General features: G+C 41.0%; 13 protein-coding genes. 10 read left to right on the forward strand and 3 right to left on the reverse strand.

Annotated features, from left to right (window positions below; translation table 11 throughout):
* Positions 1 to 35 precede the first annotated feature (35 nt).
* Positions 36 to 9404 carry a hypothetical protein gene (locus tag WC222_03650; protein MFA6915465.1) on the forward strand — a complete coding sequence of 3123 codons (9369 nt, stop codon included), beginning with the start codon at positions 36 to 38 and terminating at the stop codon, positions 9402 to 9404.
* A 47-nt stretch (positions 9405 to 9451) separates the two neighbouring features.
* On the opposite strand, the gene rsgA is transcribed toward WC222_03650, so the two are convergent.
* The 3 genes from rsgA to WC222_03665 are packed head-to-tail and all read right to left on the reverse strand — an operon-like array spanning position 9452 to position 12523.
* On the reverse strand, positions 9452 to 10558 hold the full coding sequence (gene rsgA, locus WC222_03655) for a ribosome small subunit-dependent GTPase A (protein ID MFA6915466.1): 1107 nt from the start codon (positions 10556 to 10558) through the stop codon (positions 9452 to 9454).
* Positions 10551 to 11300, reverse strand: a complete 750-nt coding sequence (locus WC222_03660) for an RNA methyltransferase (GenBank protein ID MFA6915467.1) — start codon at positions 11298 to 11300, stop codon at positions 10551 to 10553. Before WC222_03660 ends, rsgA begins: the two co-directional genes overlap by 8 nt.
* Positions 11297 to 12523, reverse strand: coding sequence for a CCA tRNA nucleotidyltransferase (locus WC222_03665; protein MFA6915468.1), 1227 nt, complete (start codon positions 12521 to 12523; stop codon positions 11297 to 11299). The genes WC222_03660 and WC222_03665 overlap by 4 nt, the downstream gene beginning before the upstream one ends.
* Before the next feature lie 109 nt (positions 12524 to 12632).
* Between WC222_03665 and sctJ the strand changes: the two genes are divergently transcribed.
* The 9 genes from sctJ (at position 12633) to WC222_03710 (ending at position 20207) form a co-directional block, all read left to right on the forward strand.
* Positions 12633 to 13625: a type III secretion inner membrane ring lipoprotein SctJ gene (gene sctJ, locus WC222_03670; protein MFA6915469.1), complete on the forward strand. Its 993-nt coding sequence runs from the start codon at positions 12633 to 12635 to the stop codon at positions 13623 to 13625.
* A 17-nt stretch (positions 13626 to 13642) separates the two neighbouring features.
* Positions 13643 to 14503, forward strand: a complete 861-nt coding sequence (locus tag WC222_03675; protein ID MFA6915470.1) for a hypothetical protein — start codon at positions 13643 to 13645, stop codon at positions 14501 to 14503.
* Positions 14500 to 15156: an HrpE/YscL family type III secretion apparatus protein gene (locus WC222_03680; GenBank protein MFA6915471.1), complete on the forward strand. Its 657-nt coding sequence runs from the start codon at positions 14500 to 14502 to the stop codon at positions 15154 to 15156. The genes WC222_03675 and WC222_03680 overlap by 4 nt, the downstream gene beginning before the upstream one ends.
* Before the next feature lie 16 nt (positions 15157 to 15172).
* Entirely contained in the window at positions 15173 to 16114 is a 942-nt protein-coding gene (gene sctR / locus WC222_03685) for a type III secretion system export apparatus subunit SctR (protein ID MFA6915472.1), read from the forward strand.
* Positions 16115 to 16129: 15 nt separating this feature from the next.
* Positions 16130 to 16408: a type III secretion system export apparatus subunit SctS gene (gene sctS, locus WC222_03690; GenBank protein MFA6915473.1), complete on the forward strand. Its 279-nt coding sequence runs from the start codon at positions 16130 to 16132 to the stop codon at positions 16406 to 16408.
* A gap of 19 nt (positions 16409 to 16427) precedes the next feature.
* The gene (locus WC222_03695; GenBank protein MFA6915474.1) at positions 16428 to 17297 is read left to right on the forward strand and encodes a flagellar biosynthetic protein FliR; all 870 of its coding nucleotides are present in this window, start codon (positions 16428 to 16430) and stop codon (positions 17295 to 17297) included.
* Between the two features lie 91 nt (positions 17298 to 17388).
* Positions 17389 to 18372, forward strand: a complete 984-nt coding sequence (locus tag WC222_03700; GenBank protein MFA6915475.1) for a MoxR family ATPase — start codon at positions 17389 to 17391, stop codon at positions 18370 to 18372.
* Positions 18369 to 19244, forward strand: a complete 876-nt coding sequence (locus WC222_03705) for a DUF58 domain-containing protein (GenBank protein ID MFA6915476.1) — start codon at positions 18369 to 18371, stop codon at positions 19242 to 19244. The genes WC222_03700 and WC222_03705 overlap by 4 nt, the downstream gene beginning before the upstream one ends.
* A 3-nt stretch (positions 19245 to 19247) precedes the next feature.
* Positions 19248 to 20207: a hypothetical protein gene (locus WC222_03710; GenBank protein ID MFA6915477.1), complete on the forward strand. Its 960-nt coding sequence runs from the start codon at positions 19248 to 19250 to the stop codon at positions 20205 to 20207.
* Positions 20208 to 20287: the final 80 nt, after the last annotated feature.

A 20287-nucleotide genomic window follows, 5' to 3' on the forward strand; every position in this document is an offset into this window, starting at 1 on the left:
ATAATAGTTAGTATATTTAAATAAATAAGGTTCTTATGTCTTTTTTTTCTAACATATTTTCATCATTTAATAAGCAAGATCCTCTCCCTTCTCCCCCTCCCTACATTCCTTCACTTGAAGAAATTGAATCTTATGAAGAAGATCTTAATGCAAGCGCATCATTACCCTGTGAGATAGATGAAAATATCGCGTTAGAAGATACATACCTCTATTTTGATGATTGCCCTTCATTATATTTCGCACCCAGTAGTATAGCGTCCTGTGCAAAAACCCTCACTAACCATCCCAATACTGTGATTGCCAATCGGGCTGCTACATTCATTTCAGAAATGGAAGAATTTGCTGCTGCAGTAAAAGCTGGAGCTGGGGGGGTGGATTACGATGTCTTGGCGGACCAGTATGACCAAAACAAGGTAGTATGGGTTACTTTTGAAAAACCAGGATTCCTCATAAGATTAGATCCGATACAGCGGACTGTCCATTTAATTAATGCCACTCCCAGCTCCAGTAATACGGGTGATTCAGTACAAAAAGCAAAGCCTAACGCACATGGTAGGGGAATAGTTTTTAATGGTCGTAGTAAACGTTATTCCGCCTTCAAAATGTCCGCGCATACTTATTCCGGACAGGACCTTATGAAAGTCCTTAAGAATGCTAATCAAGACAGCAATCCGGATGCTTTTCTTTTGCTTGCATTCCCTTCGATTTTCGGGATGACGGAAGCAAATGTAATGGAGTCAGAGGCATATCCTGAAAGATATTTAGAAAGTATTTCTAAATCGGACTTTCTAAAATCGTTTGAAGTTGCATTTACATATCATCTCCAGGGTATATTTGAAGCAGAACCTTCTTTTGGACAAGAAGCCGATATCATTTTAAAGCAAGCACAATTCAAGAGAGAATTCCAAACTCTTAAAATCTCCCTTAAATCCACTGCCAATTTACGCTCAGTAGAAAGCAAAATTTCAAAATGCACTCTTTTGATTGCTATGGCAAACACTTTAGATGCTTCCGGTATGCTGGAAGGATCAGATGAGGTCTTTAAGGTTCTGAATAGTATGTTCGTTGATCTTTCTAAGCAGAAAGAAACACTTCTCAATAAGTCTGTTGTTGTTTCCCTTTTGTTTGATCTTACTGAAACAGCAATGCCCAAAGTTAACATTAACTTGGCTAATGAGAGGGGAGGTGCTTCTATAAATGAAATCGACAGCGCTAATGCCCAACCTGTCAATGAAGCATCCAAAAACCCTGCAGAGATGCCCTCCGTTCAAAATATAACTCCTGAGACTGAAAAACAGTTGGAAGTTCTAGAAAATAGAAATTTTAATGAAATGGATACTCTTTCTGTATTAAAACAGTCTTCAGAGGATTTTCGAGTTATATTAGACAATGTTAAAGACTCTGTTGACCTATTGAAAGATACAAAGGCAGAAATTATCCCTATTCCTTTAAATGGAAATTCACTCCTGGAGCCTCTTTTTAAAAATATTCTCACAAAATATCTGCCTAAGCTCATTATGGCATTGCCAATGCCAAATAAAGCTGGCGGGGATTTTTGGGAAGAGATAAGTCCAGAAGAATGTGAAAGCTATCTTCAACTTTTAGATGAAGTGCATGATCTATTGCATCTTATGGATGTGCAGGAAAATGGTGAATCTAGACTGTTGAACTATCTATTACTAGCCTGCATTGATAGGCTTGCAAGGCTTGATACAAAAAGCCGCTTAAACGCAACCTTTCCTACCTATGATTACGATATAAAAAGCCTTTACCAAGATGAACATTTCATCTTGTTTGATATAGATCTACATGCTAAAGCGCTTGAGTTGATCTTATATTATGATCCCCAATATAAATATCACCAGTCTTTTAAAAATGTACATTCTTACAAGTACTTTAAGAAGGCCATACAAAAAAGCAATTTTGCTCTTTTTTCTTTACTAGATAAAAAAATCCATCCGCTTCGATGGGATCCCCTGGGTTCTAGCGAGGATAGGGAAGGAAATACCTATGCGTATTACAAGCAGTTTATTGAGGATGAAAATGTACAAAATGAATGGTCTATTCTTGGAGATAATGCCCCTAAAACCGAAGCAGAAAAAGTTTTATGGGTAGCAGAGCGCGCTGTAAACGGGCATCCTTGCCTGCCTAAATCCGTTACTGCAATGCAAAAAGCTGTAGTAAGAACTATTAATTCATGCTACCCCTTTCTAGGGGCTGAAACACCCGCTTCTCCGCAAGCATCAGTATTTAATCAACAATCTGGAATATTAGGCGGCTATCATAAATATATAAACGTTTCCCTACATGGTAATACATCTCCGGTAAACAGCGTAGCACGTTCAATCACTGAAAATGAATTTATTAAATGGGAACAGACAAGGTTTTATAGACCACCGGAACAATCCCCCTGTCCACGCATTAAAACATTTGCATCAAGTCTTCAAAATCTAGTGCACTACCCGCAAAATAAGTGTTTACCCCGTCTACAAGGTACGTCAACGCGGGATAATGTTGTGAGTGATCTTATTCAATCTGAAAGGTCCCAGATAAATTCCAATCCATTAGATAGTTTAAACCGCTTAGTGGGATATTTCCAGAAAAATTTGGATACCGTAGAGAGCTTTATTCGTGAGATCACACTCTTATTTTGCCAATTTAACCGTCTAAATCACCATTTGAAGTGCCAGCCCCGTTTTACAGCAAGAATAAAAAAGTTTTTTGTGGATGTAGCCATTGAATTGTTGGAGAAGAAAAGCAGTAAGTTCATCCTTTGGTGTTCCCTTGCTAGTACTATTTCTTCCATGGTGCAGAAAATAGATTCAAATTTATCCGATCAGTTTCCTAACGCCGATGTTTGGTTGGAAAAAGAAATTTTACCCCTTTGCACCGACATTGAAGACAAAAATAAAGTCCATCTAGCCATATGCAAACTTGGAATATTCAATGAGAGAAGTGTTTTATATTACTTTCTCTCTCAAAACCTTGTTAAGAATCCCTTAACTGATGAAATAACAGACGAAATAAAAGACGTGTTATTGAACGAATTTAGGAGAGATAATTCTGAGGATCTCAAACGGCTCGTCTTTGATATTTTAGGTGAGATCTACAACATATCCTTTATCGGACCTCTTGCTTACAATGAGGAAGCCGGGGAGCTCTCGTGTGGAGAATATCGTCTGGATATTAATACCTTCATGGTTAAGTGTTCTAACGACAAATTTTTGATCAATGTATTACCACAAAAGATTTTTACAAACAGTCTTGGGGACCGTCCTAAATTAGAAAAAATCTTACCAGGCAATTATCAAGACATCTATGAAATTTCCCAGAAAGGCTTTGAATATGAATTATTGCCTAAAGAAGGTACTGAAAATTTAAATCCTATCCATATTTACTACGATCCGCAATCTAATATTATTGAGATTGCTAAAGTATTCCAGGGTAAGCTTCACAGGCTAATGTCATCTTTTGAAAAATCAAAACTTGAACTTGAATTCCCCCTTTTCAAACAAGAAAAATATCATTGTTGGATATGTCATGACAACTCAAGGATTGTAGCGGAGGCCACAGGTGAAAAAGCTATCCATATACACACAACACCCATCGGCAAAGATAATTTACAAATTGATAAAGTCATTCAGGGAAATTTAACACTTTGGCATTCAAGACAGGTTCCCGAAGCGCTAAAAGCATATTTTGATCAATTTAACCCGTCAAAGGTGTATTGGGCAGATAGCAGGACAGGGAAACTTAGTGCCATTAAAATGGAATCCTCCGCTCTTAGCTTTACTGTAGGGGAAAAAGATCGTCTTTATGTGGATCAAATCAAAGGTTTTTACATTGCCCAGTCAGAAACTCTTCCCTTCTTAGATGTAAATGTAAAAACAATTCAGTTAATCAATTCAGAAGGTAAAGTTAAAAACATTTTCTATAACCGAACGTTAAATGAATGGGTAGAAATTGACTATGTAAATGATAGATGGGAGCCAAAAAATCGTTTAGGTGCCATTTATCTTATCTATGAATATATTATTACTTCCCGTTTTGCAGACGCTCAGGAACTCATTAAGTCTATTTCCCTTATTTGTGATTTTGATGAAAAAGAAAAATGCATGCTAAATGCATTAAAAAAGCTCATTGTTGCTTTGGATCCCTCTCCTAATAAAATAGGTCTGAAAATCCAATTTGCCATATTGGCCTATGACATTGGTGTCAAGGACCCTAATGTTTTTATAGAATATGTTAATTATTTGAAAAAAAATAAATATCCTGATCTTACAATAGCTTTTCAGGACGTTTATCGTAACCCGGTCATTGAAGTTTATAGAGCATATCGCAATATTGAAGCTAAACAAGCCCACTCTTTTTTGGATACAAATGACGAAATCAGAGTAATTGATATTTTTATAGCCTACTGTAAAAGTACTTTAAGAGACTATTCACATTTCTCTTTAGAGGATCAATTCAAAAGAATGCTTTGGAGCAGATGTTTGACTAACCTCGAAGCCTTAAAGGGCTCTTTGGAAGGAGCCAGTGAGGCTAGTGTTTGCTCGCTACCGCAGACAAGAACTTTCAACTTTAACCCTCAGGCATGGATTTCGCCGAGTTATTTTATTAAGTTATTGGATATCCTAAACACCAATTTATCCTTACTTATTAGGGCAGAGAATACAAAAGCATCGAAAGAAAACAGAGAATGGAAAGCTCCTAGTAATATAAAAGAGGAGTTAGCTTTTTTAAATCTCACCAAAATCGACCCTGACGCACCTATAAAATCTTGTGATGGTGTGTTCTTTAAGTATTACTACTACATTACAGAAATTGCAAATGAACAGCAAAGACAGGCCCTTTTACTCAGCTTAGAGTTAAATGCCCATCATATGAGTTCCACTGAACGTTCTCTTATCATTTTTTTAAAGAACCTGTGTTTAAATCCCTTGTATCAACCTTCTTTAAGTACTTTATTAAGTTGGTTTAGAAAATATGAGAATTCCAAAAGCTTTTGGAATATCACACCGCTATTTCTTCTGTGCGCAGGTTTTAGCTGTATTCAATTTTTTACTTCTGGTTATGAGGAATATCTAACAAGCATAAAAGAATGTTATCAAATTGCTTCGTTATGGTTTCAATCTAGTTCGTATGCCATAAAGTTTAAAGCTTTTGTATATCCCTGGGTACGTCCTTATCATACAGAAAAAGAGAATGTGTATGACTGTTCAGCGATAGACACTTTTTATACATCTATCTTTGCTAAATTTATTTCCGAGAGCTTCACTGCAGAAAATGGCAGTTATTGTCTTACCAAGGACGTATCTATCAGCGCGGTTATCGATAAGGCTCAGAAAACATTCATAGGTGCAGAACAGACCAATAAAGTTGAATTTCAAAATCTTCTAAGAATGGCAAACACGGCACAAGATAATGACTATAAATCAGCGGCCTTAAGAGAATTGGGAAGGAGCCACCTCGATTCCAAGCAGTTGCATAGCTTGTTCTCTCATGCGACCGAAGAGCAGTTTATGGAGAAAACGACCTTTAAGGATCCAAAATCTTTTGCGAAGTTTTTGGTATTAGTTACCGGAAATTATCAGATCAAATCGCGTATTGGTCAGCTCGGTTCATTCTTAACAACTATGAAAGATGCACAGAAAATCAATCTCAGTACTTCGGAAGGAAAATTAGAATATGATTGCTTAGTCAATGAGGCAATAAAAAAACTGTTAGCGGTACCGGCCTATACTAGAACCACTGCAAGGAAAGAACGTCTGCTCATAGCCAAAGAAGCACAGATGGGCTCGCTTTTACGTACAGATCAGTATGCGAAAATACTGGAAATTGAAAAAAATAAAGAGAAAGAAGTTCTTTATGAAGCTCCTTTAGGGTATGGTAAAACAATTGTTATCCGTCCTGTGACTAATGCCTTGATCCAGACAGCTGATTATCATTCCTTCAATATTCTGCCGCGGACTCAAGAGCTGGACCTTTCACGAAATCTTGAACGGGATGCTCAATTGAGCTTTGGCACTAGGATCACCCGCTTTAATGTGAAGCGTAACCAGCCATTAACTTTAATTCAATTATCCGAAGAGTACAAACGTCTAAAAAGTAAACGTAAGCAGACCACAACCTGTGATCCTGAAACTTACCAGCTCATAAGCATACAGATGGATGTACTTTCCTATCGTTATAGATACACTGAAGAAAAATCTATTCCACCCGAAATTCTTGAAGAGATTCGTCTTTGCCAAAGCATCTTGAGGATAGTACGTGCAAAAGGGATAGGTACTTTTGAAGAGGAAGATCAACTGATCAACCCGAACTATAAAATCATCTTCTCCTTAGGCTCCCTCCATACTTATAATCCGGCCTTTGCAGAAGTCATGCGGAAGATTATCGTATGCCTAATGGAGGACCCTGAATGGGCAAAAGCCATCACGCAGAACAGTCAAGAAAATTGGACAGATATTGAGATCGATCAGAAATTCAGCGTCAAAATAATAGATTACTTTGTGAAAGAGTTTGGTTTTGAGGGCAGAGACGCCGAACTATTCCGCACCTTCGTCTTATGTCCTGAAGAGGAGAAAGCTTTCGAAGAATCTTACCATTGGGCTGAAATAAACTTGTTCCGTAGTAAGATTGCCTTGATCAAAGGGGTAGTGAATGTTTGCTTAAAACAAGCGAAGAAAGGAAGCATCAATGCTAGGAATGGGTATGCCTTGTCATTGCTAGATCCTAACTATAAAGTCCCCATTCCGGTAGAAGCTAAAGACCAATTGAAGGAAACAAAAGAAGGCAAATGTCAATTTCACCCTGATGTGGCCCTATTAAGGGCGTTTTTCTATTTCCATGCCAGAAAGCTCACGCAAAATGAAGCTTTAAAAATGATCACGAGTACTTATAAAAAGGCTAGAAGTTTATCCAAAGGTAGAATTCCTTTAAGAGATACCATTGCAGGGATTCAATTTCATAAAATGCTTGCAGAAGCTGGAGTGAATGTAGATGAATTTCCCATTGCATCGATGAAATCTAAAATCAATAGGGTTAAGTTGGCCCTTTTGCTTCAACATAATCCTGTTGCCATCAATTTTTTTGTTGAAACAATAGTTTCTGAACAAATCCAAATTTACGGAGAGACGATCGATCGCTCTACTCAATTCATGCGTTCGATGTATCGCTCCACTATATCCTTAAGTGCTACGCCACAGTCAAAAGATGCTCACGGTCGCTCCACTGAATTCACTCCTGTGGGCTGGGCTGAACCGGGAATGACAGAGACGGCTAAAGGGATAAGAGAAATGGTTTTGAATAAAACCGGCACTGACAGTGAAGTCCGCCTCCATGTATTGCAAAGTGAGCTTATTGATGAACTTCTCGCTGAATGTATCGAAGGTGTAATAAAAGATAATGCCGCGGGAATCATCGAAGCTGCTCCTTTATTTTCCAGCATACCGAATTATGAGATCGCGGTAAAACTGCGTGAGAAATTTAAGGAGTCGGGTATCACTGCATTTAAGGGGATATTGCTCTACGATGAAAAAGATAAATTACCCAAAGTATTAGACCTCAACACCGGCACTCTGCAAGTTCTGCAAGGAAGTGATTTTCGCGAGGAAGAATTATTCAAGCTTTATGATGAGTCAGCAGCATCCAATACGGATTGGAAAAGTGCTGTCAACCACTTATTCAAAGTGGTTATAGGACCTTATTCTACCCTAGAAGAAATTGGGCAGGGGATGGGGCGTGCACGTTTGCTGCATCTTCTGCAAACAATCTCTTATGTCATGCGTAAAGAGACGCACAATGAGCATTTCGCAGGTAAGGATAAAATTTCACCTCAGGAAATCCTAGATTTTCTATTAAATAACTCCAAAGTGGCGAATGAGCTGCGTGTTTTCAATGCACTCAAAGACCAAATGGAAAATGAGCTTCAAAGCCCTCTCTATGATAGGAGGATTGGTTTAAGCAGTAATAAAGACAATTGGGAAAATGAACTTAACACACCGCCTAATCCATTGGATGCAATTAGAATTGTTAGAGACAACGAGGAAGCGTTGATAACTCAAAATGCTGTCGATCCCTGGGAAATGTACTCTAATATGCGTAAAAATAACCTTACAGTCAAAGAATTGGAAAACGTACAAACCCGCTGCATTGGAAAGATTGAAAATTCAAAGAGCCTTTCTTACAAAGAACGTAGCCAATATAGGGCAAATGTTAATAGTTATACTCAGAAATGGACTGGAGAGGGGTCTGTGCCTTTGCCTCTTACTGTGAATGGCGCTTCGTCATCTGTCCTTGCACAGGTCGAGGTGGTAAGAACAACGGAAAAGAACACCCAATATAGCGGAGGAATGGTTGTAGTGCAATCGAATCTTCGGTATAGTAGGGATAGATTCGATAAGTCTTTAGATGTTTTTCAACCGGGCTTTTATAAACCATCTGCCTTTAAACGCACTGCCCTACGAGTTATTTCCTTTATTAATCAAAGATTTGGAGAATTTGCTCTTGTACTGTTGGCGTCTTCTATCATTATTGTAGGAGTCGGCTCTATTCTCGCCATAGGCCATAATGTCATAAGAGTTATAACTGTGGGGGCAAATTTCTCTTTACTTTGGACCACCCTAAGTTACATCTATCGTACTGTGATGCTTAACCTAGTCACAATATTCTGTTGCACACGTATGAACTCTATGGTTCATATCGCCTTTAAAAAATTTAAGGGTTTTGAAGCACATTATCTTATCGATGTAGTAAGCCAAGGGATTAACAGTAAGGTGAAGCCGGTTCTAAAGATGTTCAACACAGGGCATTATACTACCAACACTACCCAGCTGAATGTTATGGTTTCAAATAATAAGCAAAAATTTTTGGACGAAGAGAACAGTTCGCAGATACCTTATCTACTCGATGCTAAACGTCTAAAACAAGTCCTGGTTGTCCGTGAACTGCTTCCAGAAGGGAAGGATATTCTTACTCTTATTGATATTGATATGAACGACAGCGAAGATATAATAGCCGAGTTGATGAATGATCGCGAATCTACACTAGATGTATCCCAGCGTACGGTACAAGTAGGGATATATGATGTAGAAGCAGAACAAAGCGAGCCGATGGCACGTTTCGTCAACCAGGGTAAAAACGGAATTGAGGCAGAAGCCATCATTAAAAATCCGGCTTTCCATGCCGGAATGGCCTTGTTAAAGCTGCATAACGGCTATGTCGAGATGCTGCCTAAAGAGTTAGATATTTTGACGACAAATATGGTAGATCAGATCGGCTTAGATGAACTTCAGAATAGGCAGGTAGTAGATAAATATTTGCGCGAAACCGTGTTAGAGCAAAAGCACGAAATCCAAGAAAATTACTCTAATACATCGCTCGCGATAAGTCTACGCGGCTAGCTTTTGATTGCATCAAACGTTCTTATCAGGAATGTTTGATGCAAAACTTATCTTCGCAAATGCTCTTGATCAAGCTGCTCTAAGAGTGCGCAATAGGAATAGTAGCGTAGGGGATGGATTTTCTCTTCTTCGACTGCTTGTATTACTGCGCAACCTTCTTCATGTGTATGTGTGCAATTAGCAAAACGGCATTTTGGAAAATATAAAGCAAATTCATCAAAATAAGCTGCCACTTCATCCTTATTTAAATCCCACATACCAAAGCTGCGTATCCCCGGAGTATCAATCACCCATCCGCCGCTTTCAATAGGGATTAGTTGCGCTTTAGTTGTTGTATGGGCACCTTTTCCGGTCCTTTCTACCCCTGTTCGCGTCGGAAGCTCGCTTCCTGTCAGCATATTGATCAGAGAGGATTTACCGACACCGGACTGTCCGGAAAACACGGATGCTTTATTGTGCATCACTTCTTTGAGCTTATCCATTCCTTCGCCTGTCACCGTACTGACGCCGATCAGGGGAACTGCGGCAAGGGCATAAGCTTTGCAGGTTTCTTCATACATCGCTTTTTCAGTTTCGTATTCTTCACTTTCAAGCAGATCGATCTTATTGATGATAATGACATATTTCATCTTGCCTTTATCAGCTGCGATAATGTAGCGGTCGATAATAGGGGTTTTTAATAGGGGTTGCCCCACAGAAACGGTGATTAGGACAAGGTCAATGTTGGCGGCGATAATATGTTCTTTTTGATGGGATAAGTTATCAGCACGCGAAAGAACAGTTGTACGGGGTTCAACTTCAAGGACCATACCCTCACGTTCATTCATGGGGATAAAATGGACAAAGTCCCCTACAGCTATTATGTTTTTCATGCGGGCAGTTTTATGTTTCAAGGCGCCGCTGACAACGCAGGGGACAAGTGTACCTGTCGCAGTGGCAACTTCCATGAATTCGCCGCTGATATTTAATACTCTTCCGCGATCTGTCCCTTCTGCAGAAATAAAGGATTCTGTTAGTTTCTTCTGCTGATCCTGGTCGCTTTTCTTATATTGGGAGCGGTCTTTGGCCCTTAATATTTTACGGTCTGAGCGTGATAAACGCTTTTCATGGCGTTCTAAGTCTTCTTCATAATGCTCAAAAAAATCTTTAGCCATGGGGACTCAATGAAGGGTTTAGTAAAAACATAAGGATACTGCCTGCGATGGAAACATTCAATGATTCGCTTTGCGGCAACATGGGTATTGTCACCTTTTCGCACCAGGATGCTGCAGTAGCATCAATTCCTTGCCCTTCATTTCCTAGAATAAGTAAAGGGTGGTCGAGGGGGGTGAAAGTGCGGATATCTTTTCCATATAAATCTGCAGCAATAGGGGTGAGCCGGTTAGTAAGACTTAGCTCTTTGAGCTGCTGCCAAGTTCCTTTGCGCAAGCGCAGATGAAATTGGGCTCCTCGTGCAGAGCGCAGGGCTTTGTCATTATAAGGATCGCAGGTGTTAGGCAGTAAGAATACCCCATCCCATCCGAAAGCAAGCGCACTGCGCAGTAATGTTCCGAAATTGCCCGGATCACTGACACCATCTAATGCCAAGAGTGATCTGCAAGGAGTTAGGTCTGCTTCCGGCGGTAGACCCACAACTGCAATATATCCGTCGGGATTTTCTACTCCGGAGATTTTTTTTAGAACGGAAGGGGAGGCAGTAAATGTCTCTGCAGCAGTAAGTTGTGAATGGGGCTCCTCGGTAATGAGAACTTGGAGAGGAATTTTCTGTGCAACTTCCGTAATTAGGGTGCGTCCTGAAAGAACGATCTTATTTTCTTTACGTCTAGCGGTAGCATCAGTACGCAATTTAGATAGATGTTTAACCAGGGGATTATCAGTGCTTTGAATGTGGATCATTCTGCTGACCACTTAGAATTTTTTTTCATATCTTCAATGATGCTTTGAGATTGATGGAGGTCTTTTTCGATAGAGACCTCTTCTGCAATTCGCAAGAGTTTGCCCATTGTCACTCCGGGTCGAATTCCTTCTTCTAAAAGATGCCCGGAAGTTACGACAGGTTTTTTAGCTATAAGTCTCTGAGTATGGGTACCAAGATCTTTTGTGCGCAGTTCATTGTCTTCAAGAAATTTTGTTCGCTCCAAAGGAGTTTTTATAGCTGCCATGACATTGACACAGTGAGAGCTGTATTTCCGTGCATAAAATTTTGCCCAGGCATAGCGGCTTGACATGTTATTTAGACTTTCTAATTCATGCCAAGTTTCTGCGATCTTTCGATCTTCTCCGCTCAACTTTAAATAGGCGCAAAGATCCAGCATGTTGTCAAGGGTATAGCTAGGAAATAGTTGCAAGACAAAGAGAAGGGTCGGTGTTTTTTCGGGAAAGTCTTTAAAAGGAGCGACTAAGTGCTTTAAGTCATTCATATGTAGATTTTTAAGGTCAGTAAAAATCACATTCAATAGTCCCAGACGATGCAAGGTGATAAGAGCGCCATCAAAAGAGGGTCCCTGAGCCATTTTATTCAATTCCTGCCATACCCTTTCAATAGCGACCGCTGGAAAAAGGGTATCGCAGTTTTCTAAGATAGCTTCCTGTGTGGCGGAATCAATAGTAAATCCAAAACGCTGGGAAAATCGAACTGCGCGGATCATGCGCAGCCTATCTTCTTTAAATCGCTCATCAGGAATACCGATGCAGCGAATAATGCCCTGTTTTAAGTCGTGCATTCCTCCGATATAATCGAATATTTCCTCGGTCAAAGGATCATAAAACATCCCATTGATCGTAAAATCACGGCGTTCTGCATCTTCTCGCGGGGAGGACATCTCTATTTTATCGGGTTTGCGCCCATTTGTATAAGCAATATCGCGGCGGAAAGTAGCGACTTCAAATTGGTGGCCTTCTAAGTCTACAATCACAACTCCGAAAGCGATGCCTACGCATAGGGTCCTAGGAAAAAGATCGAGAATTACCTGAGGCGAAGCATCCGTTGCAATATCTATATCATCCGAGGGATGACCCAATAGAAAATCACGCACCCATCCACCTGCAAAAAAAGCAGTATAGCCTGAGGCATTCAATTTTTTTATAATGCTAAGCGCTTGGGGGTAACTATCTTTCACAATATTTGGATACTTTTTTTATAAGGTAACATAATTTGGGTGAAATTAGAAGTTATGTTAGGATGCGCAATATATATAGCATAAAACGTATTGAAATCCGAGTAATTATATGCACCAATCTTCTACCTTAGTACCTTCTCGAAGCGTAAAATTTTTGCAGTGGCTATTTATTTTGCTGCTCACAATCCCACTTTTAACAGGGTGCGACAACTCTAAAACGATTGTGCACGAGTTGGACGAGAAGGAAGCAAACGAAATTTTAAACGTTCTTTCTAGCAAAGGTATCGACGCTATCAAGCTGAAAAGCGGTGAAGGCGGCACCGGGGGGGCAAGCAAGGCTACCCTTTGGAATATCGTGGTCCCTGCAGAAAAAGCCTATGAAGCAATGTCTATTTTGAACCAGAGCGGATTGCCTCGTCGACGGGGCCAAAACCTGTTGAATATCTTTGGCAACGTAGGATTGGTGCCTTCGGAGATGACTGAAAAAATACGTTATCAGGCTGGTCTGAGCGAAACTTTAGCGAGTGTTATCCGTAAAATGGACGGCGTTTTAGATGCCGAGGTCCAGATTTCCTTCCCGGAAGAAGACCCTTTAAATCCGGGCAATACCAAGCAAAAGATGACTGCCTCAGTCTATGTAAAGTATTCACCTTTGTTAGATGATCCTAACGTCCACCTGGCAACAAAAATCAAACGTTTAGTTGCGTCCGGCGTTCCAGGACTGGATTATGATAACGTAACCGTTATCTTGGACAGGGCCCGTTTTGCTAATATCGAATCTACAGACACTGCTCAGAGGGAAGAGAAAAGCTTTGTCAACATCTGGACAATTGTCGTTGCACAAGAGTCCGTAAGCCGTTTCCGCATCATCTTCTTTAGCTTTATATTGTTAATACTTCTCCTGCTAATGGCTGCGGGGTGGCTATTATGGAAGGTCATGCCTGTTGCGGAAAGAAGCGGCGGGTTTAAATCCCTCTTCTCCCTCTCTCCTTTGACTGGTGTTAAAGCAGAAGAAAATAAAGAAGATAATCCGGACGATAAGAAAAAAGAAGGGGAAGATAAGCCTAAAGAGGCTGCCGACTCCGAAATAGATGAAACCTAATGGTTAGCGGCGCTGTAATGGACCCAAATACGACAAAATTACTACGCGTATTGTTGAATGCCTATTACGGCAGTAATTTTGCTACCGCATGCCGCTTTTTGCCCGAAGAGGACGCTGAGAGAGTTAAAAGTCTTAACGTCCAATCCACCGATTTTTCTTTTGCCTTGAAAAATCCGGAAGAATGGTTAGATAAGATCCATTATTCATGGTTAGCTCCTATCTTGGCAAAATACAGCCCTGTAATCCGCTCCTTAGCTGTTGCTTCATTGCCTGACTATCAAAGCTCTTGCATCCGCCATTATATGTCATTGGATAAAGAGCCCCCTCCTTCAAAAATTGCAAAATCTTACTTTCTAAATGAAATTTGCAGTCAAATGGGAGTAAAAGATGTCATTCCCGAACAGCAGCTCCCCGAATCGACCTTCCGCTTTCTTGCAGAATGGGATAAGGAAAGTCTTTGCAAATTGATCGATTTACTAAGCATGTACGACCTTGCGGAAAAACTAAAGCATATTGTAGACAGACGAAGATTGCGCGATATCTATGCGTGCTTAAACAAAGAACACCTGGATTATCTGCGCATTTGCATGCATAAAAAAGAAAAGGTAGCGTCGCCCAGCATCAATTTAGACCAATGGAAAGGAGATCCTAAAGAATTGGAACACCTTCTGCATCGCAGAGGCTTGGTAAGGTTCGGCAAAGCATTAAGCACCGAGCCTCCTGAAGTCCTTTGGCATATCCTACACCGTTTAGATACTGGCAGAAGTGCAATTATTAAAATATGCCTGCAAGGGAATGAACCTCCAGCTGTCGTTCATGCCTTAAAACAACAAGTACAGTCCGTAATAGAATACCTCGATACAAAGAAAAAACCGTGAAAAAGAGCAATAAAAAGTTTTTTTCCTTAATCTATGGTGACAAAGTTCACGTCGCTCCCGAAACCAAGGTAGTGTCCGGCGAAGAATTTTCAGCACTCATGAACGCTGAAGAAATACTTCAGAAAGTCAAGCAAGATGCCCTTAAATATCGCGAAGAAGTTACAGCAGAGTGCGAAAAAATTAAGGAACAGGCTGCGAAAGAAGGCTTTGAAGAAGGATTTTCTAAATGGGCGGAACAACTAGCGCTCCTCGAGAAGCATATCGCCGAAGTAGGCAAGACCTATGAGAACGTACTAGTTCCTGTAGCTACCAAGGCAGCTAAGAAAATTGTTGGTCAAGAACTCGAAATGCGGGAAGATACCATTGTCGATATCGTCTCCAATATATTGAAAGCCGTAGCTCAACATAAAAAGATCACTATCTACGTCAACCGCAAACATTTACAGACGTTAGAGCAAAACCGGCCTAAACTAAAAAATCTTTTTGAAGAACTCCAATCTCTATCCATCCGTGAAAGGAATGATATCGATGAAGGAGGATGCGTTGTTGAGACCGAAGGAGGGATTATCAACGCCCAGCTTGCAAACCAATGGCAATTGTTGGAACAAGCTTTTGACACAATACTGAAAGGACCGAAACAGGCGAGCCATTAATAATTAGGATAGATAAATGTTTCGAAACACGTTGCGTATTCCGTTTTACCTTTTAGCCCTTCTATTACTGGCATGGTTCTCTCCACTGCAGCTTTTTTCACAGGGCAGATCAGTAACCTCTATGCAGCCTTCCTCAGCACCGCAGCAAGCTACCGGGGCCGCGCGTGCAGTCAGCGGGTCAACGCATGAAGGGAGAACTGAAAGTACGACGTATACAGGTACGCAAGGCATCAAAGTTCCTGAAAAGACTGCCGTAGATGATCTGAATGAGACTTTCGACAACTTTAAACGCCCCACATTAATTACACAAGGCGTTTTACTCGTACTTTTCTCTCTCCTTCCTTTCATCATCATGATCCTGACTTCTTTCTTAAAAATCGTTATCGTCCTCTCCTTGCTTAGAAGCGCCTTGGGTGTGCAGCAAGCGCCGCCTAACCAGATTATCAACGGCGTTGCCTTCATGCTCAGCTTGTTTGTAATGTATCCCACAGTGTTAGAAATGTACGATGTGTCCCAAGAAGCTGTACGCCGTGAGAAAACTCCCGACTCTCTTTTCTCTGAAGGAGCTTCGACCTACCTCCTAAAAGTTGCAGCCTATACGCGCGAACCTCTACGCGACTTCTTAAAAAGAAATTCCAGCGTCAAACACCACGGTATGTTCTATAAAATGGCATATAAAGTATTGCCGGAAGATCATAGAGACAGTTTAAAGCCTGACGATTTTATGATCCTTGTCCCCGCGTATATCACAAGCCAGCTTAAAGACGCGTTCGAAATTGGGGTGTTGATTTATATCCCCTTCTTTGTCATTGACCTTGTCACTTCCAATATTCTGCTCGCGATGGGTATGATGATGCTATCTCCTGTAACGATTTCTATGCCCTTAAAACTGTTTCTTCTGGTGATGTTAGATGGATGGACCCTGCTTGTGGAAGGTCTTGTATCTACATTCAAGTAAACGTAAGGAATAAAGATGTTTCAATCACATGTTATCCAACTTGCATACCAAGGACTACTGCTGATCCTCATACTCTCCGCACCCCCGATCCTAATCAGTATGTTCTTTGGTATTATTGTGGCTATTTTCCAAGCTGCTACGCAGATTCAGGAACAGACTTTGTCTTTTACCATTAAATTAGTCGCCGTTACTTTGACACTCATGTTGATGGGAGGATGGCTGGGCGCACAGATCATGTCGTTCTCTACAAGTATTTTTGTTAATTTTCCCAAATGGAGTGTGGCTGGCATGTAGCTAGCTTAAGGATAAAGTGATGACCGAAAACTATATCCTGGAGTTGTTTAACAAGGCTTTTGCTAATTACGATCCCCTAGCGCCCCTGACGCTTATGTTTCTATTTTTAGCGCGCATGCTTCCTATTATTGCATTAGCTCCATTTCTGGGAGCACGTGTGGCCCCTCATCCGGTTAAAATGGCCTTGGGGATTGCCTTATTTGTATTGTTTGCTCCTCTCTTGGTCACAGAGACAACAATACATTTGACTTTCAGCTCTTATACAGTTCTCCTCATCATCAAAGAATTTTTTATTGGGTTAATCCTAGGCTTTATCATCAGTCTTCCCTTCGTCATCGTGCAAAACGCAGGGATTATTATTGACCACCAACGCGGTGGTGCAAGCCTTATGGTGAACGATCCCACTGTGCAAAACCAATCCTCGCCTCTGGGTACTCTTTTTAATATGGTGATGATCTATATTTTCTATGTGGGAATAAAAGGAGTCGATGGCGTTTCCATCTTCTTTAACGCTATTCTGCATTCCTATGAGGTTATTCCGCCTGACCAGTTTTTCAGCGACTACTTCTTTCAAAAGGGGACACCCTTCTGGAAAGTTCTAATGGAACTCTTTAATAAAATCATGGTCCTGTCTATCGAAATGGCCACGCCCGGCCTGTTAATCATTCTGATGACAGACTTCTTCTTGGGAATTATTAACCGTCTTGCCCCGCAAGTACAGATAACATTCTTAGGTATGCCCTTAAAATCTCTGTTAGCATTAGCCATCATCACTTTAGGTTGGCATGTCTACACAGATCAGTTTGCTAAAGATTCGATCAAATGGACCGAATACTTATATACGATAATCAATATGTTCGATGTGGGAAAAGCGCCTATCGCACCCTAAAGAAGGAATTTGATAATTGCAAAATTAGGAAGGATTCATTTTGGCAACTATCAAAACCCTCTAAAATTGCCCTGCTAAAAAGAGGATAGTGATGGATAGTGTAGAGCTGACGAATAAAATTAAAATCGAGAACGAAAAATTCCAATCCCTGAAAGATGAAATCGGCCGGGTGATTGTCGGGCAGAAAAGCCTAATCAACCGATTATTTGTAGCATTGCTAGCCAATGGACACGTTCTTCTGGAAGGGTTTCCCGGTTTGGCTAAAACACTCACTATTGTTTCTCTAGCAAAACTACTCCACTGTGAATTCAAAAGAATCCAGTTCACTCCTGACCTCCTTCCAGCCGACCTGATCGGAACAAATATCTACAACCCTAAAGATGGGACTTTTAGCGTTAGCAAAGGCCCCATTTTCACACAGCTGCTCCTTGCCGACGAGATCAACCGCGCACCGGCGAAAGTTCAGTCCGCCCTCCTGGAAGTTATGCAGGAACGACAGGTGACTATCGCCGGACAGACTTTTTCTGTAGGTAAGCCCTTCCTTGTACTAGCAACACAAAACCCTCTTGAACAGGAAGGAACATACGCCCTGCCTGAAGCACAGACGGACCGTTTTCTCCTAAAAATATTGGTGGATTACCCCTCGATTGAGGAAGAGAAGGAAATCGTCAAACGCATGGCTACTCTAGGACCTTTACCTGAGCTGAAGCCGATCATGGACGCGGAAACTATCCTTAAAACACGCGAGACGGTCAACGCCATCTACATCGATGAAAAGATCGTAGATTATATTCTAGCGATCATCTTTGCTACACGCGACCCTAAACGCTACAATCTTGACCTCGAAGGGAAAATTGCTACAGGCGCTTCACCAAGAGCTAGTATTGCTTTGCAACTAGCATCTAAAGCTCATGCATTCCTTAATGGAAGGGCTTATGTTACGCCGCATGATGTAAAACAAATGGCTTATGATGTCCTTCGGCATAGAATAAGGCGCACTTATGAAGCAGAAGCAGAAGGCATCACCACGGACGATATCATCAAGCAAATCCTCGATAAGCTGATAGTGCCGTGACAATCCCCAAAGAGTCTATCTTAGAACGCATCCGGCGCATCAAGATCATGACCAGCCGTCTGGCTGAAGATCTTCTTGCAGGGGCATACCACTCAGCCTTTAAGGGCAGAGGGATGGAATTTGAAGAGGTACGGGAATATTCTCCGGGAGACGAGATACGCCATATCGACTGGAATGTCACAGCCCGCATGCAGCATCCCTTCATAAAGATGTTCCGCGAGGAACGTGAAATTTCCGTCGTATTGCTTATCGACATTTCTTCTTCAACTCTCTTTGGCAAAGTGAACAATCAGAAAAGGGATTATATCGCTGAATTAGCAGCAGTCCTAGCCTTCTCAGCTTCAAAAAATAATGATAAGGTCGGCGCCATCTTTTTTTCAGATCAGGTAGAAAAAATAATCGCACCTAAAAAAGGCTTTCAAAATGTGATGCATATCCTGGATGATGCTATGGTATATTCGCCCAAAAGCAAAGGTTCTGCACTAACTCCTGCATTAACAGCGTTTGGAAGAATGTATCCGCGTAAGTCAATCTGCTTTGTTATCTCGGATTTTCTTTTTAATCTTGAGCCTAAACTGTTGACCTTGACAGCTTCCAAACATGACCTTATTGCCTTGGTTGTCTCAGATGATATCGAGCATAATTTTCCTGAGCACGACGCCCTCATAGAAATGGAAGATCTTGAATCAGGTCAAAGGGCAGTTTTAGATAATACAATGACGCAAGAGTACTCCAACCGCTATCGAAACTTCATTAAGGGGCAGCAGCAAAAATTGTTAAGAGCTGGCGGCAGCGTGATTGTACTCAATTCCTCAAAACCTTATCTCCAGCCTCTGCAAAGCTTTCTGCGACTACGGTCAAGGAGGCGTTAAATAATGGCCGCCTCAACTTTTTTCCTAAGTTTCATACTCGCGGCATCTCCTCAGATACATGTGGTAGAAGCACCCTCTCAGGCTAACGTAGACTTACCGGCTAAACTTATCATAGAAGCAATCTATCCGCAGAATTACAAGCCTGTTCCTGGAAGCATTCTGCAAAGTCTAGTACAACAAAATGCCCCCTTCCCCGCAGCCTTCACAGTACTTAAGGAATGGACAGGCAAGCCTGTACTTGATGACAAGCACGATGTAGTCCAAACCTATGTTTACGAAATCCAACCCAAGCTGATCGGAAAAACCACAGTTTTACCTTTCGCAATTTTTGAAGAGGGTAAAACTCGAATACGAGCTTTCACAGATCCATTAGAAATGGAATTCCTACAGGTAAGTATTGCCCCGCCCCCCTTGCCCCAACCATTTGTACCTGGAAAATATGTTCCTATGGACTACTTTGGTGTCCGTTCTGACCTCCTTGAGGAAAGGGGAAGTCCTCAGCATAGGGAAGTCATTCGGGAAGTTGTGAATTCTAAGACGATTCCTTGGATAGAGATTCTCTTAGCCTTTTTAGCTGCTACCATTCTAGCCTTTTGGTCGTTCTGGCATTTCTTAAAACCTCAGAAAAAATCTTCAGTGACAGGAATGACCCGTTTTGGAGTAATGCGTACTTTAAATCTTTTAGCTACAACAAATAACATCTCGCTGGACAGCTTTTTTCACCAAAGCGGACTTCTACTTAGGCAATATCTTCATCTCCCGTTGTCCATGACAGATGAAGAAGTCCTTGAGAAATTAAAAATGGAACAACGTCTAAATGCGCAAGCATTTGACCAGTTAAAGGAACTCCAAACACTGAGCCAAGAAAATCGATTTAGCACACTCTCTTCAGATCAAAAATCATTTGAAAAAGCATTAATTCTTATAAATGAAATTTTAAATGGGGCTGCTTCTAGGCGCTAAGAATTGGATTTATTTTTCAAAGTATTTCTAAAATAGCTTGATTAATTCTTTGAGAGGTAAAATAGAAGTATAGATTGACG

Source organism: Parachlamydiales bacterium (assembly GCA_041671045.1).
In the GTDB taxonomy this organism is placed as follows: domain Bacteria; phylum Chlamydiota; class Chlamydiia; order Chlamydiales; family JABDDJ01; genus JABDDJ01.

Coding starts and splice junctions, on each gene's coding strand:
- WC222_03650 (MFA6915465.1), top strand. CDS start 36: ATGTCTTTTTTTTCTAACATATTTTCATCATTTAATAAGCAAGATCCT.
- rsgA (MFA6915466.1), bottom strand. CDS start 10,558: ATGGCTAAAGATTTTTTTGAGCATTATGAAGAAGACTTAGAACGCCAT.
- WC222_03660 (MFA6915467.1), bottom strand. CDS start 11,300: ATGATCCACATTCAAAGCACTGATAATCCCCTGGTTAAACATCTATCT.
- sctJ (MFA6915469.1), top strand. CDS start 12,633: ATGCACCAATCTTCTACCTTAGTACCTTCTCGAAGCGTAAAATTTTTG.
- WC222_03675 (MFA6915470.1), top strand. CDS start 13,643: ATGGACCCAAATACGACAAAATTACTACGCGTATTGTTGAATGCCTAT.
- sctR (MFA6915472.1), top strand. CDS start 15,173: ATGTTTCGAAACACGTTGCGTATTCCGTTTTACCTTTTAGCCCTTCTA.
- sctS (MFA6915473.1), top strand. CDS start 16,130: ATGTTTCAATCACATGTTATCCAACTTGCATACCAAGGACTACTGCTG.
- WC222_03695 (MFA6915474.1), top strand. CDS start 16,428: ATGACCGAAAACTATATCCTGGAGTTGTTTAACAAGGCTTTTGCTAAT.
- WC222_03700 (MFA6915475.1), top strand. CDS start 17,389: ATGGATAGTGTAGAGCTGACGAATAAAATTAAAATCGAGAACGAAAAA.
- WC222_03710 (MFA6915477.1), top strand. CDS start 19,248: ATGGCCGCCTCAACTTTTTTCCTAAGTTTCATACTCGCGGCATCTCCT.